General features: G+C 69.1%; 17 protein-coding genes. 11 read left to right on the forward strand and 6 right to left on the reverse strand.

Features of this window, described 5'->3' with window-relative positions:
• Positions 1-66 precede the first annotated feature (66 nt).
• Both HR086_RS02385 and HR086_RS02390 read left to right on the forward strand, forming a co-directional pair.
• The gene (locus tag HR086_RS02385; protein WP_174464729.1) at positions 67-1,350 is read left to right on the forward strand and encodes a radical SAM protein; all 1,284 of its coding nucleotides are present in this window, start codon (positions 67-69) and stop codon (positions 1,348-1,350) included.
• Positions 1,347-2,315, forward strand: coding sequence for a hypothetical protein (locus HR086_RS02390; protein ID WP_174464730.1), 969 nt, complete (start codon positions 1,347-1,349; stop codon positions 2,313-2,315). The genes HR086_RS02385 and HR086_RS02390 overlap by 4 nt, the downstream gene beginning before the upstream one ends.
• Before the next feature lie 75 nt (positions 2,316-2,390).
• On the opposite strand, the gene HR086_RS02395 is transcribed toward HR086_RS02390, so the two are convergent.
• Positions 2,391-3,029, reverse strand: coding sequence for a TetR/AcrR family transcriptional regulator (locus HR086_RS02395; protein WP_174463896.1), 639 nt, complete (start codon positions 3,027-3,029; stop codon positions 2,391-2,393).
• 85 nt (positions 3,030-3,114) lie between these two features.
• Here HR086_RS02395 and HR086_RS02400 point away from each other — a divergent pair, with 85 nt between their 5' ends.
• The gene (locus HR086_RS02400; RefSeq protein ID WP_174456280.1) at positions 3,115-3,894 is read left to right on the forward strand and encodes an acyl-CoA desaturase; all 780 of its coding nucleotides are present in this window, start codon (positions 3,115-3,117) and stop codon (positions 3,892-3,894) included.
• A gap of 132 nt (positions 3,895-4,026) precedes the next feature.
• On the opposite strand, the gene HR086_RS02405 is transcribed toward HR086_RS02400, so the two are convergent.
• Positions 4,027-6,090: a hypothetical protein gene (locus HR086_RS02405; protein ID WP_174464731.1), complete on the reverse strand. Its 2,064-nt coding sequence runs from the start codon at positions 6,088-6,090 to the stop codon at positions 4,027-4,029.
• Between the two features lie 349 nt (positions 6,091-6,439).
• Entirely contained in the window at positions 6,440-7,453 is a 1,014-nt protein-coding gene (locus HR086_RS02410) for an MBL fold metallo-hydrolase (protein ID WP_174464732.1), read from the reverse strand.
• Positions 7,454-7,584: 131 nt separating this feature from the next.
• Between HR086_RS02410 and HR086_RS02415 the strand changes: the two genes are divergently transcribed.
• On the forward strand, positions 7,585-8,508 hold the full coding sequence (locus tag HR086_RS02415; RefSeq protein ID WP_174464733.1) for a LysR family transcriptional regulator: 924 nt from the start codon (positions 7,585-7,587) through the stop codon (positions 8,506-8,508).
• Between the two features lie 18 nt (positions 8,509-8,526).
• Here the strand turns inward: HR086_RS02415 and HR086_RS02420 are convergent, their stop codons facing one another.
• Positions 8,527-9,594 carry a hypothetical protein gene (locus tag HR086_RS02420; RefSeq protein WP_254614796.1) on the reverse strand — a complete coding sequence of 356 codons (1,068 nt, stop codon included), beginning with the start codon at positions 9,592-9,594 and terminating at the stop codon, positions 8,527-8,529.
• Between the two features lie 308 nt (positions 9,595-9,902).
• On the opposite strand from HR086_RS02420, the gene HR086_RS02425 reads away from it, so the two are divergent.
• Complete coding sequence (locus HR086_RS02425; RefSeq protein WP_174464734.1) at positions 9,903-10,475, forward strand: DUF1801 domain-containing protein; 573 nt, start codon at positions 9,903-9,905, stop codon at positions 10,473-10,475.
• Positions 10,476-10,586: 111 nt separating this feature from the next.
• On the opposite strand, the gene HR086_RS02430 is transcribed toward HR086_RS02425, so the two are convergent.
• Positions 10,587-11,528 carry a DUF808 domain-containing protein gene (locus HR086_RS02430; RefSeq protein ID WP_141640311.1) on the reverse strand — a complete coding sequence of 314 codons (942 nt, stop codon included), beginning with the start codon at positions 11,526-11,528 and terminating at the stop codon, positions 10,587-10,589.
• Between the two features lie 179 nt (positions 11,529-11,707).
• Between HR086_RS02430 and HR086_RS02435 the strand changes: the two genes are divergently transcribed.
• Positions 11,708-12,541 (forward strand): TrmB family transcriptional regulator, encoded by an 834-nt coding sequence (locus tag HR086_RS02435; RefSeq protein WP_174464735.1) that lies wholly within the window; start codon positions 11,708-11,710, stop codon positions 12,539-12,541.
• Complete coding sequence (locus HR086_RS02440; RefSeq protein WP_174464736.1) at positions 12,538-14,367, forward strand: retropepsin-like aspartic protease; 1,830 nt, start codon at positions 12,538-12,540, stop codon at positions 14,365-14,367. The genes HR086_RS02435 and HR086_RS02440 overlap by 4 nt, the downstream gene beginning before the upstream one ends.
• Here HR086_RS02440 and HR086_RS02445 read toward each other — a convergent pair.
• Positions 14,364-14,759 carry a heme-binding protein gene (locus HR086_RS02445; RefSeq protein WP_141640314.1) on the reverse strand — a complete coding sequence of 132 codons (396 nt, stop codon included), beginning with the start codon at positions 14,757-14,759 and terminating at the stop codon, positions 14,364-14,366. The two genes, HR086_RS02440 and HR086_RS02445, sit on opposite strands and share 4 nt — an antisense overlap.
• 237 nt (positions 14,760-14,996) lie before the next feature.
• On the opposite strand from HR086_RS02445, the gene HR086_RS02450 reads away from it, so the two are divergent.
• From HR086_RS02450 to HR086_RS02465, 4 genes are all read left to right on the forward strand, one after another.
• Positions 14,997-16,001: a serine/threonine-protein kinase gene (locus HR086_RS02450; RefSeq protein WP_174464737.1), complete on the forward strand. Its 1,005-nt coding sequence runs from the start codon at positions 14,997-14,999 to the stop codon at positions 15,999-16,001.
• A gap of 61 nt (positions 16,002-16,062) precedes the next feature.
• The gene (locus HR086_RS02455) at positions 16,063-17,403 is read left to right on the forward strand and encodes a sigma 54-interacting transcriptional regulator (protein ID WP_174456288.1); all 1,341 of its coding nucleotides are present in this window, start codon (positions 16,063-16,065) and stop codon (positions 17,401-17,403) included.
• A gap of 124 nt (positions 17,404-17,527) precedes the next feature.
• The gene (locus tag HR086_RS02460; RefSeq protein WP_254626147.1) at positions 17,528-18,892 is read left to right on the forward strand and encodes a serine/threonine-protein kinase; all 1,365 of its coding nucleotides are present in this window, start codon (positions 17,528-17,530) and stop codon (positions 18,890-18,892) included.
• Between the two features lie 4 nt (positions 18,893-18,896).
• A partial coding sequence (locus HR086_RS02465; protein ID WP_174464739.1) for a tetratricopeptide repeat protein occupies positions 18,897-19,568 on the forward strand: 672 nt, incomplete at its 3' end.

Consider the following 19,568-nt stretch of genomic DNA (forward strand, 5'->3'; position numbering starts at 1 on the left):
ACGGGCCCTTCACACATAAGTGTACTATTGACACGAAGTCTGTGGCACTGCGAGAGTGCAGCCACCATGGACACCGCCTTCGTCGCCTTCATTCCGCTGTCGAACTGGCTGCGCGGATTTGATCGCTACCGAATGCGGTACTCGAAGGCGTCCATCGCCGAGTCGACCTTCCCCGACGCGTTCTACATGTTGAAGGAAGACGAGCCCTGGGCCCCCGGGCTCGAGAAGGCGCGGCGGCTGGTGGCGAAGCTCGGTCGCGCGAAGGACCGCGTCGTCGCGTTGCGCGCGCGGCTGCCGACGTCGGGTGCGCCAGCGATGCGCCCCAATGGCACCACGGGCACGGGAATCGGCTGGCGCTGGCCCGCCCCCGAAGTGCCCCTGAGCGGAGTGGCCTGGGTCGACGACGCCGGTGCACTGCGGCCCACGCTTCATGAGGAGGTCACCGCGCAGGCCTTCCTGCTCGAAGACACGGGGCTCGCGCCCTGGGCCGACTGTCGGCCTCGCTCCTTCTCGGTGCTGCCCGTCGCGAAGGCCTGTCAGGCGAAATGCGCGTTCTGCTTCTCGAAGGCCAGTGTCTCGGACCTCGCGCGGCAGCGGAGTGTCTCGCTCGAAGAGCAACTGCACTGGGCGGACCTCGCGCGCTTACGCGGGGCGGAGCGCGCCGTCATCACCGGCGGCGGCGAGCCGACCCTGCTGGCGCCTGGCCAGTTGCGTTCGCTGGTCCGTGGCCTCGCCGAGCGATTCCCGAAGACGCTGTTGATCACCAATGGCGCGCGGCTCGACGCCGAGCAACTCCACGCCCTGCGTGACGAGGGCCTCACCACGCTGGCCGTCAGCCGTCACGGCGTCACCCGCGAGGACGACGCGCGCATCATGGGCCTGTCCGTCGACTCGGGTGCTCTCGCGCGAGCCTTTGGCCTCCGCAGCCGGGCCATCTGCGTGCTTCAGCGCGGCGGAGTCGATGACGCGGCCCAGGTCCACGCGTACCTGGAGCGCAGCGCGCGCGAAGGGTTCCACGAGGTCTGCTTCAAGGAACTCTACGTCTCCAGCCTCTCCGAGAACGCCTGGGCGCCGAGCGCCGTGAATCGCTACTGCGAGGCGAACCAGGTGCCGCTCGAAGTGGTGCTCCGCGCGATGGACGCGTGGGGCTTCACGAAGGTCACCGAACTGCCGTGGGGCAGCCCGGTGTTCGAGGGAGAGGTCGCAGGGCGCGTGCTGCGCGTCGCGGCCTACACGGAGCCCTCGGTCGGTTGGGAGCGAACACATCGGTTGGTGCGCTCGTGGAACCTCATGAGCGATGGAACCTGCCTGGCCTCGCTGGAAGACCCGGCCTCGGAGCTGCGCCGATGAAACACGACGCCTTTCTCTCCCTGGCTGACGCGTGGCGTGGCAAGCACCCCGAGCTCGTCGACCTGGCGGAGCTCAACGTCTATCGCAGCCTCGCGCCGACCTTCGCCGCCATCGCTCCGTCGACGCATCCCGAGGCGCCGTATCGGTGTCACCTCGCCGAACGCTTTCTCGCGCACCTCGAGCTCGACGCGGAACTCAAGTCCAGGACCCAGGTCAGTCACGGTGTGCGCCGCTCCCTGCGAGCGCTGTTCGGCTGGCTCGCGTCACGCAACGCCCGCGTCGGAGTTCCCGCCGACGTGTATCCGGTCTACCTCCAGCTCGCCGGGGAAGCAGGCGTCGAGGTTGTTCCATTCTCCGCGCGGGAGGGGCTGCCCGAACTCGAGGCCTGCGACGCGCTGCTCCTCTGCGAGCCGCTCAAGCCCTGGGGACGCTCCCCACGGAGCGAAGAGGCCGAGCACGTGGAGCGCTGGGTCCGGGCCGAGCCGGGAAAGCGGGTGCTCATCATCGACTCCGCGTACGCGACACCTCCCACCCCGTGGACACTCCGGCTGCTGCGAGAGGAGCTCGCGTTCGTCCTCGTCTCGCTCTCGAAGAGCTGGCTCATCCCCGACCACGTGGGGTTGTGCATCACACCTTCGCGGTGGCGGCAGGACGCGCGCGCCGTCTTCGCGCCGCTGCCGAAAGACGAACAGAAGCTGCGCATCGGCTACGCGGCCCTCACGGAGCACGCGTCCCGTCCTCGCCAGGTCGGAGCGCTGCTGGCCGAGCGAGCCCGCGCCCTGGACGCGTTCACCGCCACCCGACCCGAGCTCCGGGCATCACCGTGCGTGGGCTACTTCGCCACCTCCCAGTGCTCCTTCGATGAACTCCTGGAGCAAGGGGTCCTCGGAGTGCCCGCCTCGGTCTTCGGTGGCCCCGCGCAGGTGAGCATTCTTTCGAGCCTGCGAACCGGCCCGCCGCCGTGAGCCCTTCGGCGTCCTGAGCGGGCGGGCGACTCCCCGCCGGAATCGCCAGACGGACACCCGCGCGACACGGCGCACTCAGCCCTTGGCCTTGCCCTTGGTCCGGAGGCCACTGGCCGAGGGGTCGCGCGGCAGGTGCCGCAGGCCCATCCAGCCCAGCGCCGACACGTGCCGCACCACGTGCTCCAGGGGGATGGGACGGCCCTCCGCCGCCCACCACACCCCCACCTGCGTCACCATGCCGACGAGCGCGTTGGCGTACACCGGGGCGACCTTGGGGTTGAAGCCCGCTCGGCTGAACTCCGCCTGGAAGATGTCTCCCACCCGCTGCGCCAGGTCGTCGATGACGCGCGTGAGGCCGCGCCGGGCGCTGGACGTGGGCGAGTCGCGCGTGAGGACGGCGAAGCCCGCGGGCTCCTCCTTCGCGTAGGTGAGGAAGACCAGCACCGCGGCCTCGAAGCGCTCGCGGGCGCTGCCCTGGGCGATGGCATCCGACATGCCCTGCACCAGCCCGTCCATCTCCCGCTCCACGATGGCCGCGTAGAGGCCCTCCTTCGCCCCGAAGTGCTCGTAGACGATGGGCTTTGAGACGCCGGCCTTCGCCGCCACCTCCTCGATGGACGTCGCCTCGTAGCCGCGCGAGGCGAAGAGCTCGCGGCCCACCTCCAGCAACTGGGCGCGCCGCTGCGGGCCCGTCAAACGCTGTTTCTTGGCCACCTTGACCTCTGGGCTACCCGAGCGTAGGTTACTTAAACGTAACTTACCGGTGAGTAGGCTACCTGCCGGTTTTCAGGAGACCTCCGTGTACCTCATCCTCTGCGGCCTCGTCTTCACTGGCGCCTACCTGCTCAACATCCTCACCATCTCCGTGGGCTATCACCGCGCGCTCGCGCACAAGGCGGTGCGGCTGCACCCGGCGCTGCGGCGCCTGCTCGTGGTGGGCGGCAACTGGTTCACCGGGCTGGACCCCAAGGCGTGGGTGGTGATGCACCGGCTGCACCACGAGCACTCGGACACGCCGCTCGACCCGCACTCCCCCGTGAATGTGGGGCTGCTGGGCATCGCGAACGAGCAACTGCGCAACTACAAGCGCATCATCGTGGGGCTCATGCGAGAGAAGCCCGAGTACACGAAGTACGCAAAGGACCTCGACTTCCCGCTCAACGCCCTCAACCGCAAGAACCTCTGGTGGCTGCCCTATGCGCTGCACGCAGGCGTGGGACTGGCGCTGGCGCTGAGCGTGGGCTGGGTGCTGGGCGCGGCGTACTTCCTCGGGATGATGAGCCACCCGGTGCAGGGCGGCATCGTCAACGCGCTGGGGCACGCGGTGGGCGGGCGCAACTTCGACACCCGGGACAACTCGCGCAACAACCACCTGGCCGCCTGGCTCATCCTGGGCGAGGGCTTCCAGAACAACCACCACGCCTACCCGGGCTCGGCGTCCTTCTCGCACCACCGCCACGAGGTGGACCTGGGCTTCGTGGCCTGCCTCGCGCTCGAGCGGCTGGGGCTTCTCACCATCGACCGCGCCTACCTCATCCCCAGGCCCGAGCAGCTCGACACGGCACGGGCACGGGCGTAATCACCCTGCCCCGCCCGTGCTCGCCAACACGACGAGCACGGGCAGTTGGAGAGCGACCTGCGCGTCCCACCGGGACGGGCCTCGGCGGAAGTCGAGGTCGTCGAAGCAGGCGGCCCGAGGACGACTCCGGGGCTACAACGTCTTGAGGTACTCGATGAGCGCCAGGCGCTCCGGGTCCGTGAGGACGGCGTTGAACTCATGTCCGCCGTTGTCCTGGCCGAACGCGTGGGTGTTGTAGATCTTCCGGTCCTCGAGCTGCTGCCGTGTGCGCGTCGGTGGGAAGAGGATGTTCCATGAAGCGCTCAGGTTGCTGAAGAGCACGGCCATGATTTCCTGCGCGAGGGGCGTGCGGAACTCGTCGCCTGGGTCGCAGTTGATGTACGGCGACACCGCCGGATTCCAGGGCGTGCGCCACTGGCAGGCGATGCTGTCGTACTTCCAACCGAGCCGGGTGGAGTCGTAGGCGCGCTGCAGACTGGTGTCGAAGCCCATGATGACGAGCGGCTGGTCCCAGCGCGGTGGAGCGGAGACGCGGCGCCAGATGGGCTTGCGGTCAGCGGGCTTGAGCACCTCCCAGACATTGGGAACCGAGCCGTTGTGGAAGTACGGCGCGGTGGCCCAGACCCCGTAGAGCGGCGGCGCGAGATAGCCGTGCTCGCGGTCTCCACGAAGGTGGGGTTGATTCTGCGGGCCGCAGTCCTGCGCGGTGCCAGCCGTCTGCGGATAGCCGAAGAAGTTCTTGGCGCCAGCGGACTGCACCGCGGCGTTGTTGGTGTTCACCCGGACCGGGTCGGTGCCGATGATGCGCAGCGGCGCGATGTAGCTCGCCATGCCCGCCAACGCGGGTGTCGCGAGGAACGCCGGGTCATTGACGTAGCGGGGTGAGTAGGCCCCATGGCAGCTCGCACAGGACCCATTGCCTTGAGGCCGTGGCACGGCGTTGTTGCGCCCCGGAGCCCACATGTCGAGGGTGTGGAACAGCACCGCGCCCTGCTCGGCCAGCGACGTGTTGACGGGCAGCGGATAGGGCGGTGACTTGAGCGACTCCACCCAGGTGTTGAGCGCCGGGCCGTTGGCGCGCATCCAGTCCTGCCCCGCTTCGCTCACCGGCCCGCCGAGGCCGCCGAACAGGCCGAGGAACGGCGTGTAGAACACCATGTCCACGCGGGGTGCATCCATCGGGAACACGCCGTCGATGAACTTCACCGGCCGGTGCCCCATGTTCCACCAGGCGGGCGTATCCATTCCGGCGGTCGAACCGGAATTGATGAGGCCAATCACCTCCGAGGGCGTCAGCGGCTCCTCGTCCGGGAACAGGAAGGCGAGGTTGATGTCGCTGGCGTTGTTGGTGCCCCGAGTGCGGTTGAGGTTCAGGAACGTGGCCAGCGACGCCGGATACCCCAGGGGCAAGAGGTCGCTCAGGAACAGGTCCAGGTCCGCCAGGCTGCTGCCGCCGCCCATCAACACCCCAAGGCCCGGGCCGTCCGAAGGAGTGCCCACCACGCCGCTGTGGCAGGCGTGACAGGTGACTCCCATGCGTCCGCTCCAGCTCCCGTCCGGGTTGCGCAGCTGCGTGAGCATCTGCGGCAGCTGGCCGCTTCCTCCGTTGGTGCGATTGGGCAGCTGCAAGGGCAGCGGATAGGGATTGCGCTCGGTGCTCAGCCCCGACCCGTAGCGCTGGGCCACCAGGGCATCGAAGTTGTCGGGACGAAATGGAAAGCCCCAGACACGCCACAGCTCGTTGTACTGCGCCGCGGAGAAGGTGGCGATGCCGAAGCCCGCCTCGGGGCGAGTGGCGTCGGTGCCGGTGAACAGCGCACCCACGCCTGGATGGCCGTTCGTCAGCAGCCCCTCCCCGCGACTGAAGCGTCCACGCAGCTCGCCGCAAGTCCTGGCCGCGCCCTCCTCCTGCACCGCCTCTGGATTGACATGACAGTTCTTCCAGAAGGCATTGAAGTGCACCGCCCGGCCGTTGCTGACGCCGGGCTGCACCAGGGTTCGTGGGTCCACCGGAAGGACGGCACCGTCCGGCTTGCCATAACAGAAGTCCCACTGCGCCGAGCCGCCTCGGCTGCTGCCCAGCAAATCACTGGCGACGGAGACACCGGGCATCGCCAGTGTCCCCATGGCCAGCAACACTCGAATGAATGGAACAGCGGTACTGCGCGCTGCGAACGCCTTCCTGACTGCGCTCATGGGTCCCTCCTCCTTCGCTGCGTGTTCCCACTTCCCGGTCGGCGGGGGCGGACGTCCGCGGGGAGGAGAATCGTCGAGCGCAGCTCGGAGTTCGTCCGCCAGGCCATGGTCAACGTGCAGCCGTTGCGCGCCTCCGGAGGGTGGAGTTCGACAGTGGCGGCCTGCGCGGCAACCGACGACCGGCTGCGTTGACAGGCCATGAGAGCGATTCGTGAGAGGGATGATGGGCCGCTATTGGCACAACGTCAATAGTGGCCCCCTGGACTTGTCCGGAACCCGGTCGCCACGGCCTGCGGAGGTGTCCCCTCCCCAGACAACCTGCACACCAGTGAACAGAGCCGGGAGCGAATCACTCCGCGAGGACCTTCGCTTCCGGCCACCGCTGGCCTGAGCTGTAATTGGCCGGAATCCACCGGTAGCTCCTCCCCTCCGCGCCCAGGCGGCCCAGTCCAGGGAAGGGCATGTGCGAAAGGCCGAGCAGGTCGCCGCGCTGCGCCGCCTCAGCGAATGTGCGCGCTCGCTGGGCCGCGGCCGCACGGTCATCCACGTCGTAAGCGACCGTCACCGACGGCTCGCGCAGTTGCACCGAACCGAAGTGCATCAGGTCGCCAAACAGGACCAGCCGCTGCCTCCGGCTCTCGATGATGTAGCTGCTGTGCCCCGGCGTGTGTCCCGCGGTGGGCATGCCCCGGATGCCCGGGACGATGGAGTCCCCGCCTCCGAACGTCTTCAGCTTCCCCGCGACCCGGTAGGGCTCCACCATCGCCCGCGCCTCCTCGAAGTACTTCGGGTCCACCTGTCCCCGCGCCTTCTCACGCCCCAGCCAGAAGTCCGCTTCGCGCGCGTGGACCTGGAGGATGGCGTTGGGGAACGCCCGGCGCGTGCCAGACATGAGGCCGCCGGAGTGGTCGGAATGGATGTGCGTGAGCAGCACCACGTCAATCTGCTCGGGCTGGTAGCCCGCGGCCTGGAGGCTCTGCTGGAGTTGGCCTCCCACGCCGGGGCCGAAGAAGCCACCCACGCCCGTATCCACGAGCACCAGCGCCGTGCCGGTGTTGATGAGGAACGCGTTGATGGACAGCTCGACGGGGTCCTCGAGGTGGTCGCGCGCGAGCAGGTCCTTCACCCGCTCCGGCGTCGTGTGCGTCGCCACGTCGCGCACCGTCTGGGGGACGGTTCCGTCGGACAGCGCGGTGACCTCGAAGTCTCCGAGCATCATCCGGTAGAAGCCAGGTGCCTGCGTTCGCACCTGGGGCGCGGCCGCGTGGGCAGCGGCCGGAAGCAGTGAAGCCGTGGCCATCACCAGCAAGGCCAGGGCGCGTGAGACAGCGAGAAAGACACCGCGAGGAAGAGGTCTTGTCATGGGTGACGAAGTAGCGCCCGACCTCGCCTCGGATAAACGGGCGCGCGTCACACACACTGTTTCACCCCAGAAACAATCAGGAGCCCGCGGCCCTCGGGCTGAACGCGATATGCCGTCAGCGGAGGTGGAAGATGGACAGGTTCACGGCGATGGAGGCGTTCGTCCGCGTGGTGGAGAGCGGCACCTTCACCAAGGCGGCGGACGCGCTGGGCCGCCCGAAGACAGCGGTGACCCGGCTCATCCAACAACTGGAGGCGCAGTTGCGCGTGAAGCTGCTGCACCGCACCACGCGCCGCGTGACTGTCACGCCGGAGGGCATGACCTACTACCACCAGGCCTTGCGCCTGCTCGGGGAGGTGCGGGAGCTCGAAGCCACGCTATCCCAGTCACGGCGCGGCCCCCGGGGACGCCTACGCGTGGAGTCGAGCGGAACCATTTCCCGGCTGCTGCTCGTCCCCGCGCTGCCGTCGTTCTACGCGCGCTACCCGCAGATGCACATCGAACTGGGGGTGAGCGACCGCGTCGTGGACCTGCTCGCGGACAATGTCGACTGCGCCATTCGCGGAGGGGGCGTGAAGGATGAGTCCCTGGTGGCGCGACACCTGGGAGACCTCTGCTATTGGCTGTGCGCGTCCCCCAGATATGTGGAGCGTCACGGTGCGCCAGGCCACCCGCGAGAGCTGGCGGGCCCGACGCACGCGGTGGTCAGCTACTTCTCGTCGCTGAGTGGCAAGGAGCTCCCCTTCGTCTTCCTCCGCGACGGGGAGCGGCTGGAGGTCCAGGGCCGCAGCCTGCTCACACTCAACGAAACCAACGCGTACCTGGCCGCCGGACTGGCCGGCCTCGGCATCATGTTCGCGCCCCGCTTCGTGGTGGAGCCGTACGTCGCCACCGGGGAGCTGGTGCAGGTGCTGGAGGATTGGCGGCCCGAAGCCCGGCCCCTGTTCCTGGTCTACCCACCCGCACGCCCGCGGGGCGCCGGCCCGCGGGTCTTCATCGAATGGACGATGGAGCTGTTCGCGAGCCGGCCGGACCTGTGGCGCCATGAAGGGTAGCCGTCCGCGAGCGCGTCGCTACTCGAAGACGGAGAGCTGTCCCAGCGAGCGAAGCTCTCCCGTCGTATCCCTCGGGGTGGCTCGCACGCGGACGTGCGACACGGACGTCGTGCCCGTGAGGTCCACTTCCATGAAGAGCCGCACGCCAGCGCCGCCGAGCAGGTTGGCCAGGGGCAGCCACTGGGTGCCGTCGGCGCTGCCCTCCAGCAACAGCTCGGTCATGGTGCCGGACACCTCGAAGTTGCGCAGCACGGCCTTGCGCGGAACCACGGGCCGCGAGAGCTGCACGGCGACCTCCCGGACTCCCTGCTGGAAGAGCACGAGCCCGCTGAGGTCGCCGTTGGTGATGCGGCAGGGCGTCTCCGCGTTCAGGTAGGTACACGCCGCGCCACGGCTCACCGGGACGAGCGCGCGGCGAGGCAGCGCCACGAAGTTGCTGGAGTAGGAGAGGCCGACCGTCACGCCCCCCGCATTCGCCTCGCGCTCGACGCTGATGGAGGCCTTGAGTCCTTGGACGTCCTCGAGGACGGAGTCGCTCAGGTGGACCGGCGAGGTGACCTTGGGGACCTGCCAGGCCGCCCTGAGGGAGGTGGTGTGAACGGAGAGCACGTGGTCGTCGTCCCCTGCGCCGTGGGTGGCGGACAGGGGCCGGAAGCCCACACCCACGCCCTGCGCTTCCCCGGTGGCCGTCAGCGTGCCGGTCCACTCCTGGAGGGTGGGCAGCGCCACCCCTGACTGCTGGATGAGGAAGAAGGCCGAGAGGCTCCTTCCCTGGGACTGCTCGGGCGAGCGGGCGACGAAGCAGCGCGCGATGCTCCCGTTGCGGGTGTCCGCGCCCAGCAGGTCGAGTTCGAAGGTGCCATCAGCCCGGGTCTTCACCGACTTCCAGCTCGACGTGAAGCCCGCGAACGCGCACGAGGAGTTCTCGCTGCGGTAGAGCTTCAACAGCGCTTCCGGGAGCGGTGCGCCGGCCTCGTCGATGAATCGCCCACTCAGGGCGATCTCCTGGTCCGCATCCACCTTGCTCTCGGTACAGCCTCCCAGCATCACCAGCACACCCAGGGACAACGTGCGCGTCCATCGCATGAGAACCTCCTTCACTTGTGAGCCGCGCTGTCAGTGCAAGACTGGTGCACGGCCCGGCTCCCTCTGAGGACGCGAGCCCGGGCCTGTCCTTTCCGGACAAGGCCGTCGTGGCGCGACCCTTACGCGGGTGCCACCGCCACTTCGCAGTGCCCTCGAACCCGCCACGGCGACGGGCGTCAGGGTGGCTCGGGAACTCCAGCCGCTTCGAGGGGCCCGACAAGAAAAGCAGGGGTGTGTCGATCTCCCAGTGGGTCATTCGTCGCCAGGGTGAAGCAGCGAACCGAACCCAATAGGGAGGGCACCACCCGATGGCTACCGCGAAGAAGTCCGCGCCCCGAAAGGCGGCGATGAAGAACTCCACCTCGAAGACCGCCACGTCGAAGAAGAACGAAGCGCCCAAGAAGGTCGCGCCCCCGAAGAAGGCCCCCACGGCGCGGAAGTCCTCGTCGAAGGACAGGTCCGAGCGCCCCGTACCGAAGCTCGCGCCGGCGCAGGTCACCCCCCAGACGTCATCGGCGCAGGGGTCGGCGGTGGACGCCTTTGTCGCCAGGATGGAGGGCTGGCAGCAGGACCTCGTGCGCCCGCTCGCGGCGCTCATCGCGAAGGAGGCGCCCGGCGCATCGGCCTACATCAAGTGGGGACACCCCGTGTGGGACCATGCGGGCCCCTTCGCGCTGGTGAAGGCGGCCAAGGCGCATGTCACCCTCGGGTTCTGGCGTGGCGGGCAGATGCGCGATGCGGACGGCATCCTGGAGGGTGACAGCGACGGGATGCGGTACGTGAGAATCCAGTCGGGCCAGCGGCTCCCGGCTTCGCTCGCGGCGCTGGTGCACGAGGCCGTGGCGCTCAACCAGAAGCACGGCGACCCGCTGAAGCGCTGAGCGCTGGAATGACGGTCCATCCAGTCGCCTCGACAGCTCCCTCCTGGGCACCTTCAAGAGGCGCTGGCCAGGAGGGAGGAATCGAGGCGGGGGTCCCGCGCTCGCTCCGCGCTACTTCTTCGCGGCCTTCCCCTTCATCACCTTCTTGCCCAGGACGACGAGCAGGACCAGCACGGCTCCGGCGCCCAGACCCACCGCGGCATTGAGCAGCATGGGGGCGAGCCCCCCCAGGAGGCGGCCCACACCCGGCACGGTGGTGACCCAATCGGTGAAGGACGTCTCCGCGTGGTGCAGGAGGGAGACGCCGTGCACGAGGATGCCGCCGCCCACCAGGAACATGGCCGCCGTCCCCGCCACGGAGAGGAACTTCATCAACCACGGCGCGGCGCGGAGGATGCCCGCGCCCAGGCTGCGCTGGAAGGCCCCGGACTGGCGGCTGAGATACAGCCCCGCGTCGTCCAGCTTCACGATGCCCGCCACGAGCCCGTACACGCCCACGGTCATGATGAGGGCGATGCCCACCAGGACCGAGACGCGGGTGGCGAAGCTCACCGTCGCCACGGTGCCCAGCGTGATGGCGATGATTTCCGCGGAGAGGATGAAGTCGGTGCGCACCGCGCCCTTGATCTTGTCCTTCTCCAGCGCTACCAGGTCCACGCTCGGGTTCACCAGTGCCTCGCGCAGCTCGGCGCGGTGCGCGGTGTCCTCCTCCTCGCTGTGGAGGAACTTGTGCGCGAGCTTCTCGAAGCCCTCGAAGCAGAGGAAGGCGCCGCCCACCATCAGCAGGGGCGTCACCAGCCAGGGCGCCAGCGCGCTGATGGCCAGCGCCGCGGGGACCAGGATGGCCTTGTTGACCAGCGAGCCCTTCGCCACCGCCCACACCACCGGCAGCTCGCGGTCCGCGTTCACGCCCGTCACCTGCTGAGCGTTGAGCGCCAGGTCGTCTCCGAGCACACCCGCCGTCTTCTTCGCCGCCACCTTCGTCAGGATGGAGACGTCATCCAGGATGGTCGCGATATCGTCGATGAGCGCAATCAGACTGCTGCCTGCCATGGAGTTCTTTCGGGCTGGAGGGTGAAAAGTCGCTGTGCGGTCAGCGCGGATTAGCACAGGGCGGCGCTCGGGGCACGGCCTCGGACGGTCGCCTGCCCCCTGGCGCCCTCCGGAGGTCGGGGCACCGGCTCACGGCGCTTCGGCTTGACTATTATTATTCGCGAGTAATAACAGCGTCCATGAACGCGGATGAAGGGCTCGTGGCCCTTGGCTTCACCGAGGTCGAGGCGCGGGTGTATTGCGAGCTGCTCAAGGGAGCGCCCGCCACCGGGTACCGGCTCGCGCAGGCGCTGGGGAAGGCGCCTCCGAGCATCTACCAGGCGCTCGCCTCGCTCGAACACAAGGGGGCCGTGCTCGTCGAAGAAGGCGAGCCCCGCTCCTTCCGGCCCGTGCCTCCGGACGAGGTGCTCGCGGCGCTCCAGCGGGGCTTCGAGACGCGCAGCCGCGAGGCCGCGAACGCGCTGCGCAAGCTCCACGCCCCGGTGCAGGACGACCGCATCTACCACCTCAAGAGCACCGCGCAGGTGATGGAGCGCGCACGGACGATGATTGCCGGCGCCACCGAGCGGCTGCTCTTCGACCTCTTCCCTCCCCCCTTCGCGTCCCTCACCCAGGCGCTCACCGAAGCGAGCTCCCGGCGCGTGGCCATCGCGGGGCTCGTCTACGACGAGACTCCCAAGGTGCCCTTCGACTGCGTGCGCTCGTCCGAGGCGGACTTCGTGCGGGAGCGCTGGCCGGGCGCGCAGCTCACGCTCGTGGTCGATGCCCGCGAGTTCCTGGTGGCGCTGCTCACTCCGGATGGCACCGGCGTCAAGCAGGCCATCTGGAGCGACAGCGGCTATCTCTCCTGCCTGCAGCACAGCGGGCTGTCCGCGGAGGTCCGGCTGAACGCGCCCCAGTCCGCGCGCGCACGACTGGCGCGGTCCTTCTCCCTCATTGCCTCGAGCCCGCCTGGCCTGCGCCAGCTCGTGGGCCAGGCCTCTTCCACTTCCAAGCGCGGAGACACTCCATGAGATTCCTCCTCCCGGGCCTGATGGCCCTGACCCTCGTGCTCACTCCCGCCGCATCCAGGGCGGACGCGCTGCGGTCGCTCGTCGACAAGCACCTCGCATGGCGTGGCGGGGACGCCTTCACGCGACTGGAGAGCATCCACGCCCAGGGGAAGACGGCGACGGGCGGGCTCCAGGGCCCGATGGAGTCCTGGCGCCATCGGGACGGACGCGTCCGCATGAACGCGGATTATGGCGTGGTGCGCGAAGCGATGGCCGTCACCCCCAAGGGCGGCTGGAAGGTGAACACCAGCGGCCAGGTCGAAGACGCGTCACCCACCGACGCGCGCGATGCGCTGCACCGGGTGGCGCTCGACTTCGGAACGGCGCTGCGGGGCGGTGCCGGAGCGAAAATCGCCCTGCAACCCGACGCGCAGCGCGACGGCCGCACCTGGAAGGTGGTGCGCGTCACGTTCGGCGACGAAGACCTCTATGACCTGTTCCTCGATGACGCCGACGGGGCCCTCCACGGCGTGCTCATCCGCGAGGACAACGTCACCCGCTTCGTGCGGCTGGGAGACTGGCGTCAGGTGCAGGGCGTGCGCATGCCCTTCCTGGAGGAGGAGCTCACCGACAACCCGGACTCCGACTCGCGGACGGTGGTGGAGACGCTGGAGCTGAACGTGCCCATTCCGCCCGCCGTCCTCGAACGGCCCGAGGACGTGCGCAAGGCGACCTTCGCGAACGGCCGACACAGCACGGGCTTCATCCCCTTCGAGTTCTTCAACGAGAACCGCGTCTACATTCCGGCCCAGGTAAACGGCCGTGCGACGCAGGTGCTGCTGGACAGCGGCGCGGAGATGACGGTGGTCGACACGGCGTATGCCCGCGAACTGGGGCTGAAGACGCAGGGGCAGCTCGCGGCGGTCGGCAGCGGCGGACAGGCGCAGGCCCAGTTCGCCGGCGGCGTGGACATCACCGTGGGCAACCTGCGACTGACGGGGCTGACCGTCGCCGTCATCGACCTGGCGGAGGTCGCGCGGCATCTCGGTCACTCGCTTCCCGTCATCCTGGGCAAGGAGGCCTTCAACCAGCTCGTCGTGGACGTGGACTTCCCCAACCGGCGCGTCGCCTTCCACGAGCCGCGAAGCTTCAAGGCTCCGCCGCGAGCGGTGCGCATCCCCCTGGTCGAGTCCGCGGGCGGCCAGCGCGCGGTCCAGCTCTCCATCGAGGACCGGCCCGCCATCGAGGTGCTGTTCGACGTGGGCAATGGAGGGGCGCTCTCGCTCTTCCCCGCCTACTGGCAGCAGGCGGGGCTGCTCACGGGACGGCGCAGCTCCAAGACGCTGTCCGGCGCGGTGGGCGGCATGCGGGAGCGAGACGTGGCGACGCTGAAGCACATCCAGTTCGCGGGCGTCACCCTGAAGAACGTGCCCACGGTGTTCGACGACGCGGGCAAGAGCATGTCCGCCTCGGACCGGGTCATGGGCAACGTGGGGCTCGACGTCCTCGGACGCTTCCGGATGATTACGGACTATTCGACCGACACGCTGATGCTGGTCCCCGACGCCCGCGCGCTGCGGCAGCCGTTCCGCAAGGACCGGTCCGGACTGATTGCCCTCCCCTCGGAGGGTCGGCTCGTGGTGAAGCTGGTCGCCCCCGGGAGCCCCGCCGCGGCCGCGGGCTGGAAGCCCGGCGAGGAGATTGTCGCCATCGATGGACAGGCCATCGGGCCCGACTACTCCAGCACGCAGCTGTCGCGCTGGCGGTATCGCGCCGCGGGCCAGACGGTGGTGCTCACGATGAAGGACGGCGGCAAGCGCAAGCTCACCCTGAGCGACTATTTCTAGAAGGCGGACGCGCCCGCGGTGGCGACGGCATGGTCCTGGTCGCCGGAGCCACCGCTGACGCCGACGGCGCCCACGACCTTGCCGTTCTTCTTCAGCGGGACACCGCCCGCGAAGATCATCACCTTGCCGTCGTTGGACGCGTGGATGCCATAGAACGGCCCCCCGGGCTGGGAGTGCTTCGCCAGCTCCTGCGTGGTGATGTCGAAGGCCCGCGAGGTGAAGGCCTTCTTGATGGAGATGTCCACGCTGCCCAGCCACGCCCCATCCATGCGCACATGCGCGACCAGATTGCCGCCTTCGTCGGCGACGGCGATGTTCATGGGTTGACCCAGCTCCTGGGCCTTCTTCTCGGCTGCGGCGATGATGCGACGAGCGTCTTCCAGACGGACCATGGGGAACTCCTGTGCCCCCGTCTCCAATGGAAGACAAGGCCGCGCTCGCGCGCGCTCGTGGGAGTGTTCTGGACGCAATGAGGGTGGACGGAAGTTGTTCCGCCAGGCGACGAAAGTGGGAGTCCGCGAATCCCCCGGGTATGCTGCGGGCGTGGCAAAGCCTGGAGAGCAACGGGACATGTGTGGGACGAGCCTCCCGGACCGCCGGCGCCCGCGTTCAAAGGCAGGTCCGGTGCCATGACGCTCGCGACTGAGTTGGGGATGCTCGGCCGGTACCGGCTGCGCTCGCGGCTGGCGAGTGGAGGGATGGCGGAGCTGTTCCTCGCGGTGCTCCCCGGGGCCGAGGGCTTCGAGAAGCCCGTGGTCATCAAGCGCATGTTGCCGAGGCTCGCCGCGCAGGAGACCTACCGGCAGATGTTCGCTCAGGAGGCCCGGCTCATGGCCACCTTCGGGCACGCCCATGTCGTCTCCGCGCTGGACTTCGGCGTGGAGCAGGACAGCCCATACCTGGTGCTGGAGTACGTGGATGGCGTGGACCTGGGGCGCGTCCTGGGCGCGAGGCGCACGTTGCCGCCGCCGCTGGTGCGCTATGTGGGACTGAGCCTGCTGCATGCGTTGGAGCACGTGCATGGCTTGCGAGACGCGCGGGGCGAGCTGCTCGGCATCGTCCATCGGGACATCAGCCCGGCCAACGTGCTGCTCGGCCGCACCGGGGATGTGAAGCTGACGGACTTCGGTATCGCCAAGGGGCTGCGGACGCCCTCGCACACCGCGCCGGGCAGCACGCGAGGCAGGCTCCGCTACATGTCCCCCGAGCAGGTCCAGGGAGGTCCGCTGGATGGCCGCGCGGACCTCTTCTCGCTCGCGGTGCTCCTCTACGAGGCGGTGGTGGGACAGGGTCCGTTCTCCGCCACCAATGACGCGCAGCTGCTGCTCGCCGTGCGTGACGCGCGGCTGGCGCCCACCGACGACCTGCGGCGCACGGCCGGCCCCGCCCTGGCGGACGTGCTGCTTCGAGCCCTGCGACGTCACCCCTCGGAGCGCTATGCCACCGCGGGAGAGATGGCGCGGGCGCTGGCGGCCGTGGACGGCACGGGGGAGAGCGAGCAGCCCTGGCGCGTGGCGGAGGTGGTGGCGGAGACGCTCACCTCGGAGGGCACGGCGCCCGCCGCCTCTCGGGGGGCCGGAAACCGCGGTCCGTTCTCGGCGGCCCTGCTCGAGCTGCGCGAGGACGATTCATGAAGCGACGGGTCCATCGGGCGTCGGACAGGCTCCGCGCCATGACGAGGGGATGAGCGCGAGCATGTCAGAGCATACCGAGGTCATCTCCCCCCAGGACACGCCAGGTGGGCTGTCTGTCCGCCGAGTGCGACTCCAGGTCTCCACGGGCCCGGACACGAACATCGAGGTGTCCTCGTCCTCGGAGAGGCTCACCATCGGCAGCGCGCCCGGAAACGATTTGGTGCTGAGCGACCCCACCGTGTCCCGCTTCCACGCCGAGCTCGAGCGGAAGCCTGGCGGCTACCGGTTGCGAGACCTGGAGAGCACCAACGGCACGCGGGTGGACCACGTCCGGGTGACGGACGCCTTCGTGGTGGATGGCTCCACGCTGGCCTTCGGCAACACCACGGTGCGCTTCACGTGGGTGGCCGAGCAGGACGTGGTGCCGCTCCACTCCGAGCCACACTTTGGCAAGCTGGTCGGCGAGGGCGCGGTGATGCGGGCCTTGTTCGCGCGGCTCGCGCGGCTGGCCGTCACGGATGCCACCGTGCTCATCGAAGGAGAGAGCGGCACGGGAAAGGAGCTCGTGGCGGAGGCGCTCCATCAACGGAGCCCCCGCGCCTCCGGCCCCTTCGTGGTGGTGGACTGCGGATCCATTCCCCCGGAGTTGGTGGAGAGCGAGCTGTTCGGCCATGAGAAGGGCTCCTTCACCGGCGCCACCCATGAGCGGCGCGGGGCCTTCGAGGCCGCCCATGGAGGGACGCTCTTCCTCGACGAGATTGGCGAGCTTCCGCTGGCGGTGCAGCCCAGGCTGCTGCGCGCCCTGGAGCGCCGGCAGGTCAAGCGCGTGGGCGCGGATGCCTTCCGGCCCGTGGACGTGCGCTTCGTGGCCGCCACCCATCGGGACCTGCGCGCGGGCGTCAACCGGGGGGAGTTTCGGGAGGACCTCTACTTCCGCCTCGCGGTGGGCATGGTGAGCGTGCCCCCGCTGCGGGCCCACCTGGAGGACCTCTCGCTGCTGCTCCGACATCTGTGGGAGGAAACCTTCCGCTCGCTCGGGCTGCCGCCGCGACCGTACACGCCCCCGGGCGCGGAGACGCTTCGCCAGCTCATGTCGCTTCCCTGGCGAGGCAATGTGCGCGAGCTGCGCAACTTCGTGGAGCGCAGCGTGGCCATGTCCGGAGCGCTGGACGCGGCGTTCGTCCAGGGCACTCCCACGCCGGGCTCCGTGCCGAGCCTTCCCTCGGTGCGCGTGGATCTTTCGTACAAGGATGCAAAGGAAGCCTGGCTGGACCACTTCGAGGAGACGTACCTGCGCCAGCGTTTGAACTCCGCGGGCGGCAATGTGAGTCAGATGGCGCGCGAAGCCGAGGTGGACCGGGCCCACGTCATCAAACTCTTGCGCAAACACGCGGTGCGCTGAGGCACATGCCAGGAATGTCCGCGTGCTAACCTCTCGCCCCACGATGCCGCGGTGCTCGAGGTGCCAGAGCGAGTATGCAGAGGGAGTTGTCTACTGCGCCCAGGATGGCGAGGCATTGCTGCCCATGGTGCTCGAGGGGCGCTACCGGCTCCTGTCTCTCCTGGGCGAAGGGGCCATGGGAGTGGTCTACCTGGCCGAGCACATGGGGCTGGGCAAGCGCGTGGCGGTGAAGGTGCTGCGGGGTGAGCTGTCGCGCGATGCGACCTTCTGTCGTCGCTTCGAGCTGGAAGCCATTGCCGCCAGCCAGATTGGCCACGAGAACATCGTCGACGTGACGGACCTGGGGCGCACCGCCCAGGGCGAGCTGTTCTACGTGATGGAGTTGTTGGACGGCCAGAGCCTGGGCACGCTGCTGCGGCGTGAGCGCGTCCTGCCGTTGGCGAGGGCCGTTCCCATTCTCGTGCAGGTGTGCCGGGCGTTGGAGGCGGCGCATGCGCGCGGAATCATCCATCGCGATATGAAGTCGCAGAACGTGATGCTGGTGTCGCGCGGGGGGAGGCCGGACTTCGTCAAGGTGGTGGACTTCGGCATCTCCAAGATGAACCACCTGGAGGGCGAGAAGCTCACGCAGACGGGCGCCATCCTCGGCACCGCGGACTACATGGCCCCCGAGCAGGTGTCGGGCGGCGCGGTGGACGTGAACGCGGACGTCTACGCGGTGGGCGCGCTCACCTACAAGCTGCTCACCGGCACGCCGCCCTTCCATGGGGAGAACTCCTTCGCCACCATGCTCCAGCACCTGGAAGCGACGGTGGAGCCCCCCGGCCAGCGGCGCCCGGAGCTGGGCCTGCCCGCCGAACTGGATGCGCTGGTGGTGCGGGCGCTCGCCAAGGAGCCGCATGCGCGTCCCTCCATGGCGCGATTCCGCGAGGAGTTGGAGGCGCTCGCCTCGGGGCACCTGCCGGGCGGGTTGGTGACGGCACGGACCACGACCCCCTTCCCCACTCCCATCGCCAGGTCGGCACCGGTCTCCGTGAGCCCGGCGGTGACGCCCCCTCGCGCCTCGCCCTCGAAGCGAGGCGTACGGTGGGGGGTGGCGGGTGGCGTGCTGACCTTGCTCATCGTCCTGGCCGGACTGCTCTCTCAACGCGAGCCTCCGGCGACAGCCCAGGTGGCCGCGTCCCCTGCCCCCGTGCGGGCTCCGACTCCAGCGCCCCGGCTTCGCGTGTCCATCGTCTCCGAGCCCTCGGGCGCCACGGTGAGCGCGAAGGGGCAGGTCCTCGGGACGACGCCGCTGGAGCTGGACCGTTCGGATGACGGAGGACCGTGGGTTCTCTCGCTCGCGGGGCATGCTCCGGCCTCCGTGGAATTTCTGCCGCCGAGCGGGCGGGTGGAAGTGACGTTGACGAAGCTGCCCGCGCCGCGTGCCCCGAAACCGCCCGCCTCCGAGTTGAAGAAGGTGCGGGAGCTCAAGCCCAACCCCTTTTGAGACGATGATGATCCGCCCCCCTCGAGCCACGTCTCCCCTTCTCCTCGCGCTGGTGCTGACCCTGACGGGCACGACGGCGGTCGCAGCCAATGCCGCCGCTCGGACCGAGGCGCGGCGCGCCTTCGAGCGAGGAACCCGCCTCTACGACGAGGCCCGCTACGCAGAGGCAGCGACTGCCTTCGAGCAGGCGTATCGCCGGGTGCCCAACGGCGTGGTCCTCTACAACCTGGGCCAGTGTTACGAGAAGCTCGGTGAGCTGGACAAGGCGCTGACCTCCTATCGTGAGTACCTGCGGCTGGTGCCCAAGGCGAAGGACCGCGAGGGAGTCCAGAACCGCATCACCAACCTGGAGACGCGGCTCGAGGCTGCGCGTCGGCCTCGGGTGACGGTGGACAGCGAGCCCTCGGGAGCCCAGGTGCTCCTGGATGGTCAGGCCCGCGGGCAGACCCCTTGGAGCGAGCCGGTGGAGGTGGGCGCGCATGAGATGGAGCTGACCCTGCCGGACCACCTGTCCCTGAAGCGGGGCCTGGAAGTGCGCGCGGGCGAGCCCATCCAGCTTCGACTGGTGCTCGCGCCGACGCCAGTGATGACCGCCGCCCCCGTGCCCGACATCGTGCCCGTGGTCACGGAGGAAGCCCCTTCGCGAGGGCGGACCTGGACCTGGGTGGCCGCGGGG

The organism is Myxococcus sp. CA039A (assembly GCF_013336645.1).
Taxonomy (GTDB): Bacteria; Myxococcota; Myxococcia; order Myxococcales; family Myxococcaceae; genus Myxococcus; species Myxococcus llanfairpwllgwyngyllgogerychwyrndrobwllllantysiliogogogochensis.

Excerpts from the sequence above, each read along its gene's own strand:
- HR086_RS02385 (WP_174464729.1), top strand. The coding sequence starts at position 67 with ATGGACACCGCCTTCGTCGCCTTCATTCCGCTGTCGAACTGGCTGCGC.
- HR086_RS02460 (WP_254626147.1), top strand. The coding sequence starts at position 17,528 with ATGGTGCTCGAGGGGCGCTACCGGCTCCTGTCTCTCCTGGGCGAAGGG.
- HR086_RS02405 (WP_174464731.1), bottom strand. The coding sequence starts at position 6,090 with ATGAGCGCAGTCAGGAAGGCGTTCGCAGCGCGCAGTACCGCTGTTCCA.
- HR086_RS02410 (WP_174464732.1), bottom strand. The coding sequence starts at position 7,453 with ATGACAAGACCTCTTCCTCGCGGTGTCTTTCTCGCTGTCTCACGCGCC.
- HR086_RS02445 (WP_141640314.1), bottom strand. The coding sequence starts at position 14,759 with ATGGTCCGTCTGGAAGACGCTCGTCGCATCATCGCCGCAGCCGAGAAG.
- HR086_RS02440 (WP_174464736.1), top strand. The coding sequence starts at position 12,538 with ATGAGATTCCTCCTCCCGGGCCTGATGGCCCTGACCCTCGTGCTCACT.
- HR086_RS02455 (WP_174456288.1), top strand. The coding sequence starts at position 16,063 with ATGTCAGAGCATACCGAGGTCATCTCCCCCCAGGACACGCCAGGTGGG.
- HR086_RS02435 (WP_174464735.1), top strand. The coding sequence starts at position 11,708 with ATGAACGCGGATGAAGGGCTCGTGGCCCTTGGCTTCACCGAGGTCGAG.
- HR086_RS02390 (WP_174464730.1), top strand. The coding sequence starts at position 1,347 with ATGAAACACGACGCCTTTCTCTCCCTGGCTGACGCGTGGCGTGGCAAG.
- HR086_RS02425 (WP_174464734.1), top strand. The coding sequence starts at position 9,903 with ATGGCTACCGCGAAGAAGTCCGCGCCCCGAAAGGCGGCGATGAAGAAC.
- HR086_RS02450 (WP_174464737.1), top strand. The coding sequence starts at position 14,997 with ATGACGCTCGCGACTGAGTTGGGGATGCTCGGCCGGTACCGGCTGCGC.
- HR086_RS02415 (WP_174464733.1), top strand. The coding sequence starts at position 7,585 with ATGGACAGGTTCACGGCGATGGAGGCGTTCGTCCGCGTGGTGGAGAGC.
- HR086_RS02420 (WP_254614796.1), bottom strand. The coding sequence starts at position 9,594 with ATGCGATGGACGCGCACGTTGTCCCTGGGTGTGCTGGTGATGCTGGGA.
- HR086_RS02430 (WP_141640311.1), bottom strand. The coding sequence starts at position 11,528 with ATGGCAGGCAGCAGTCTGATTGCGCTCATCGACGATATCGCGACCATC.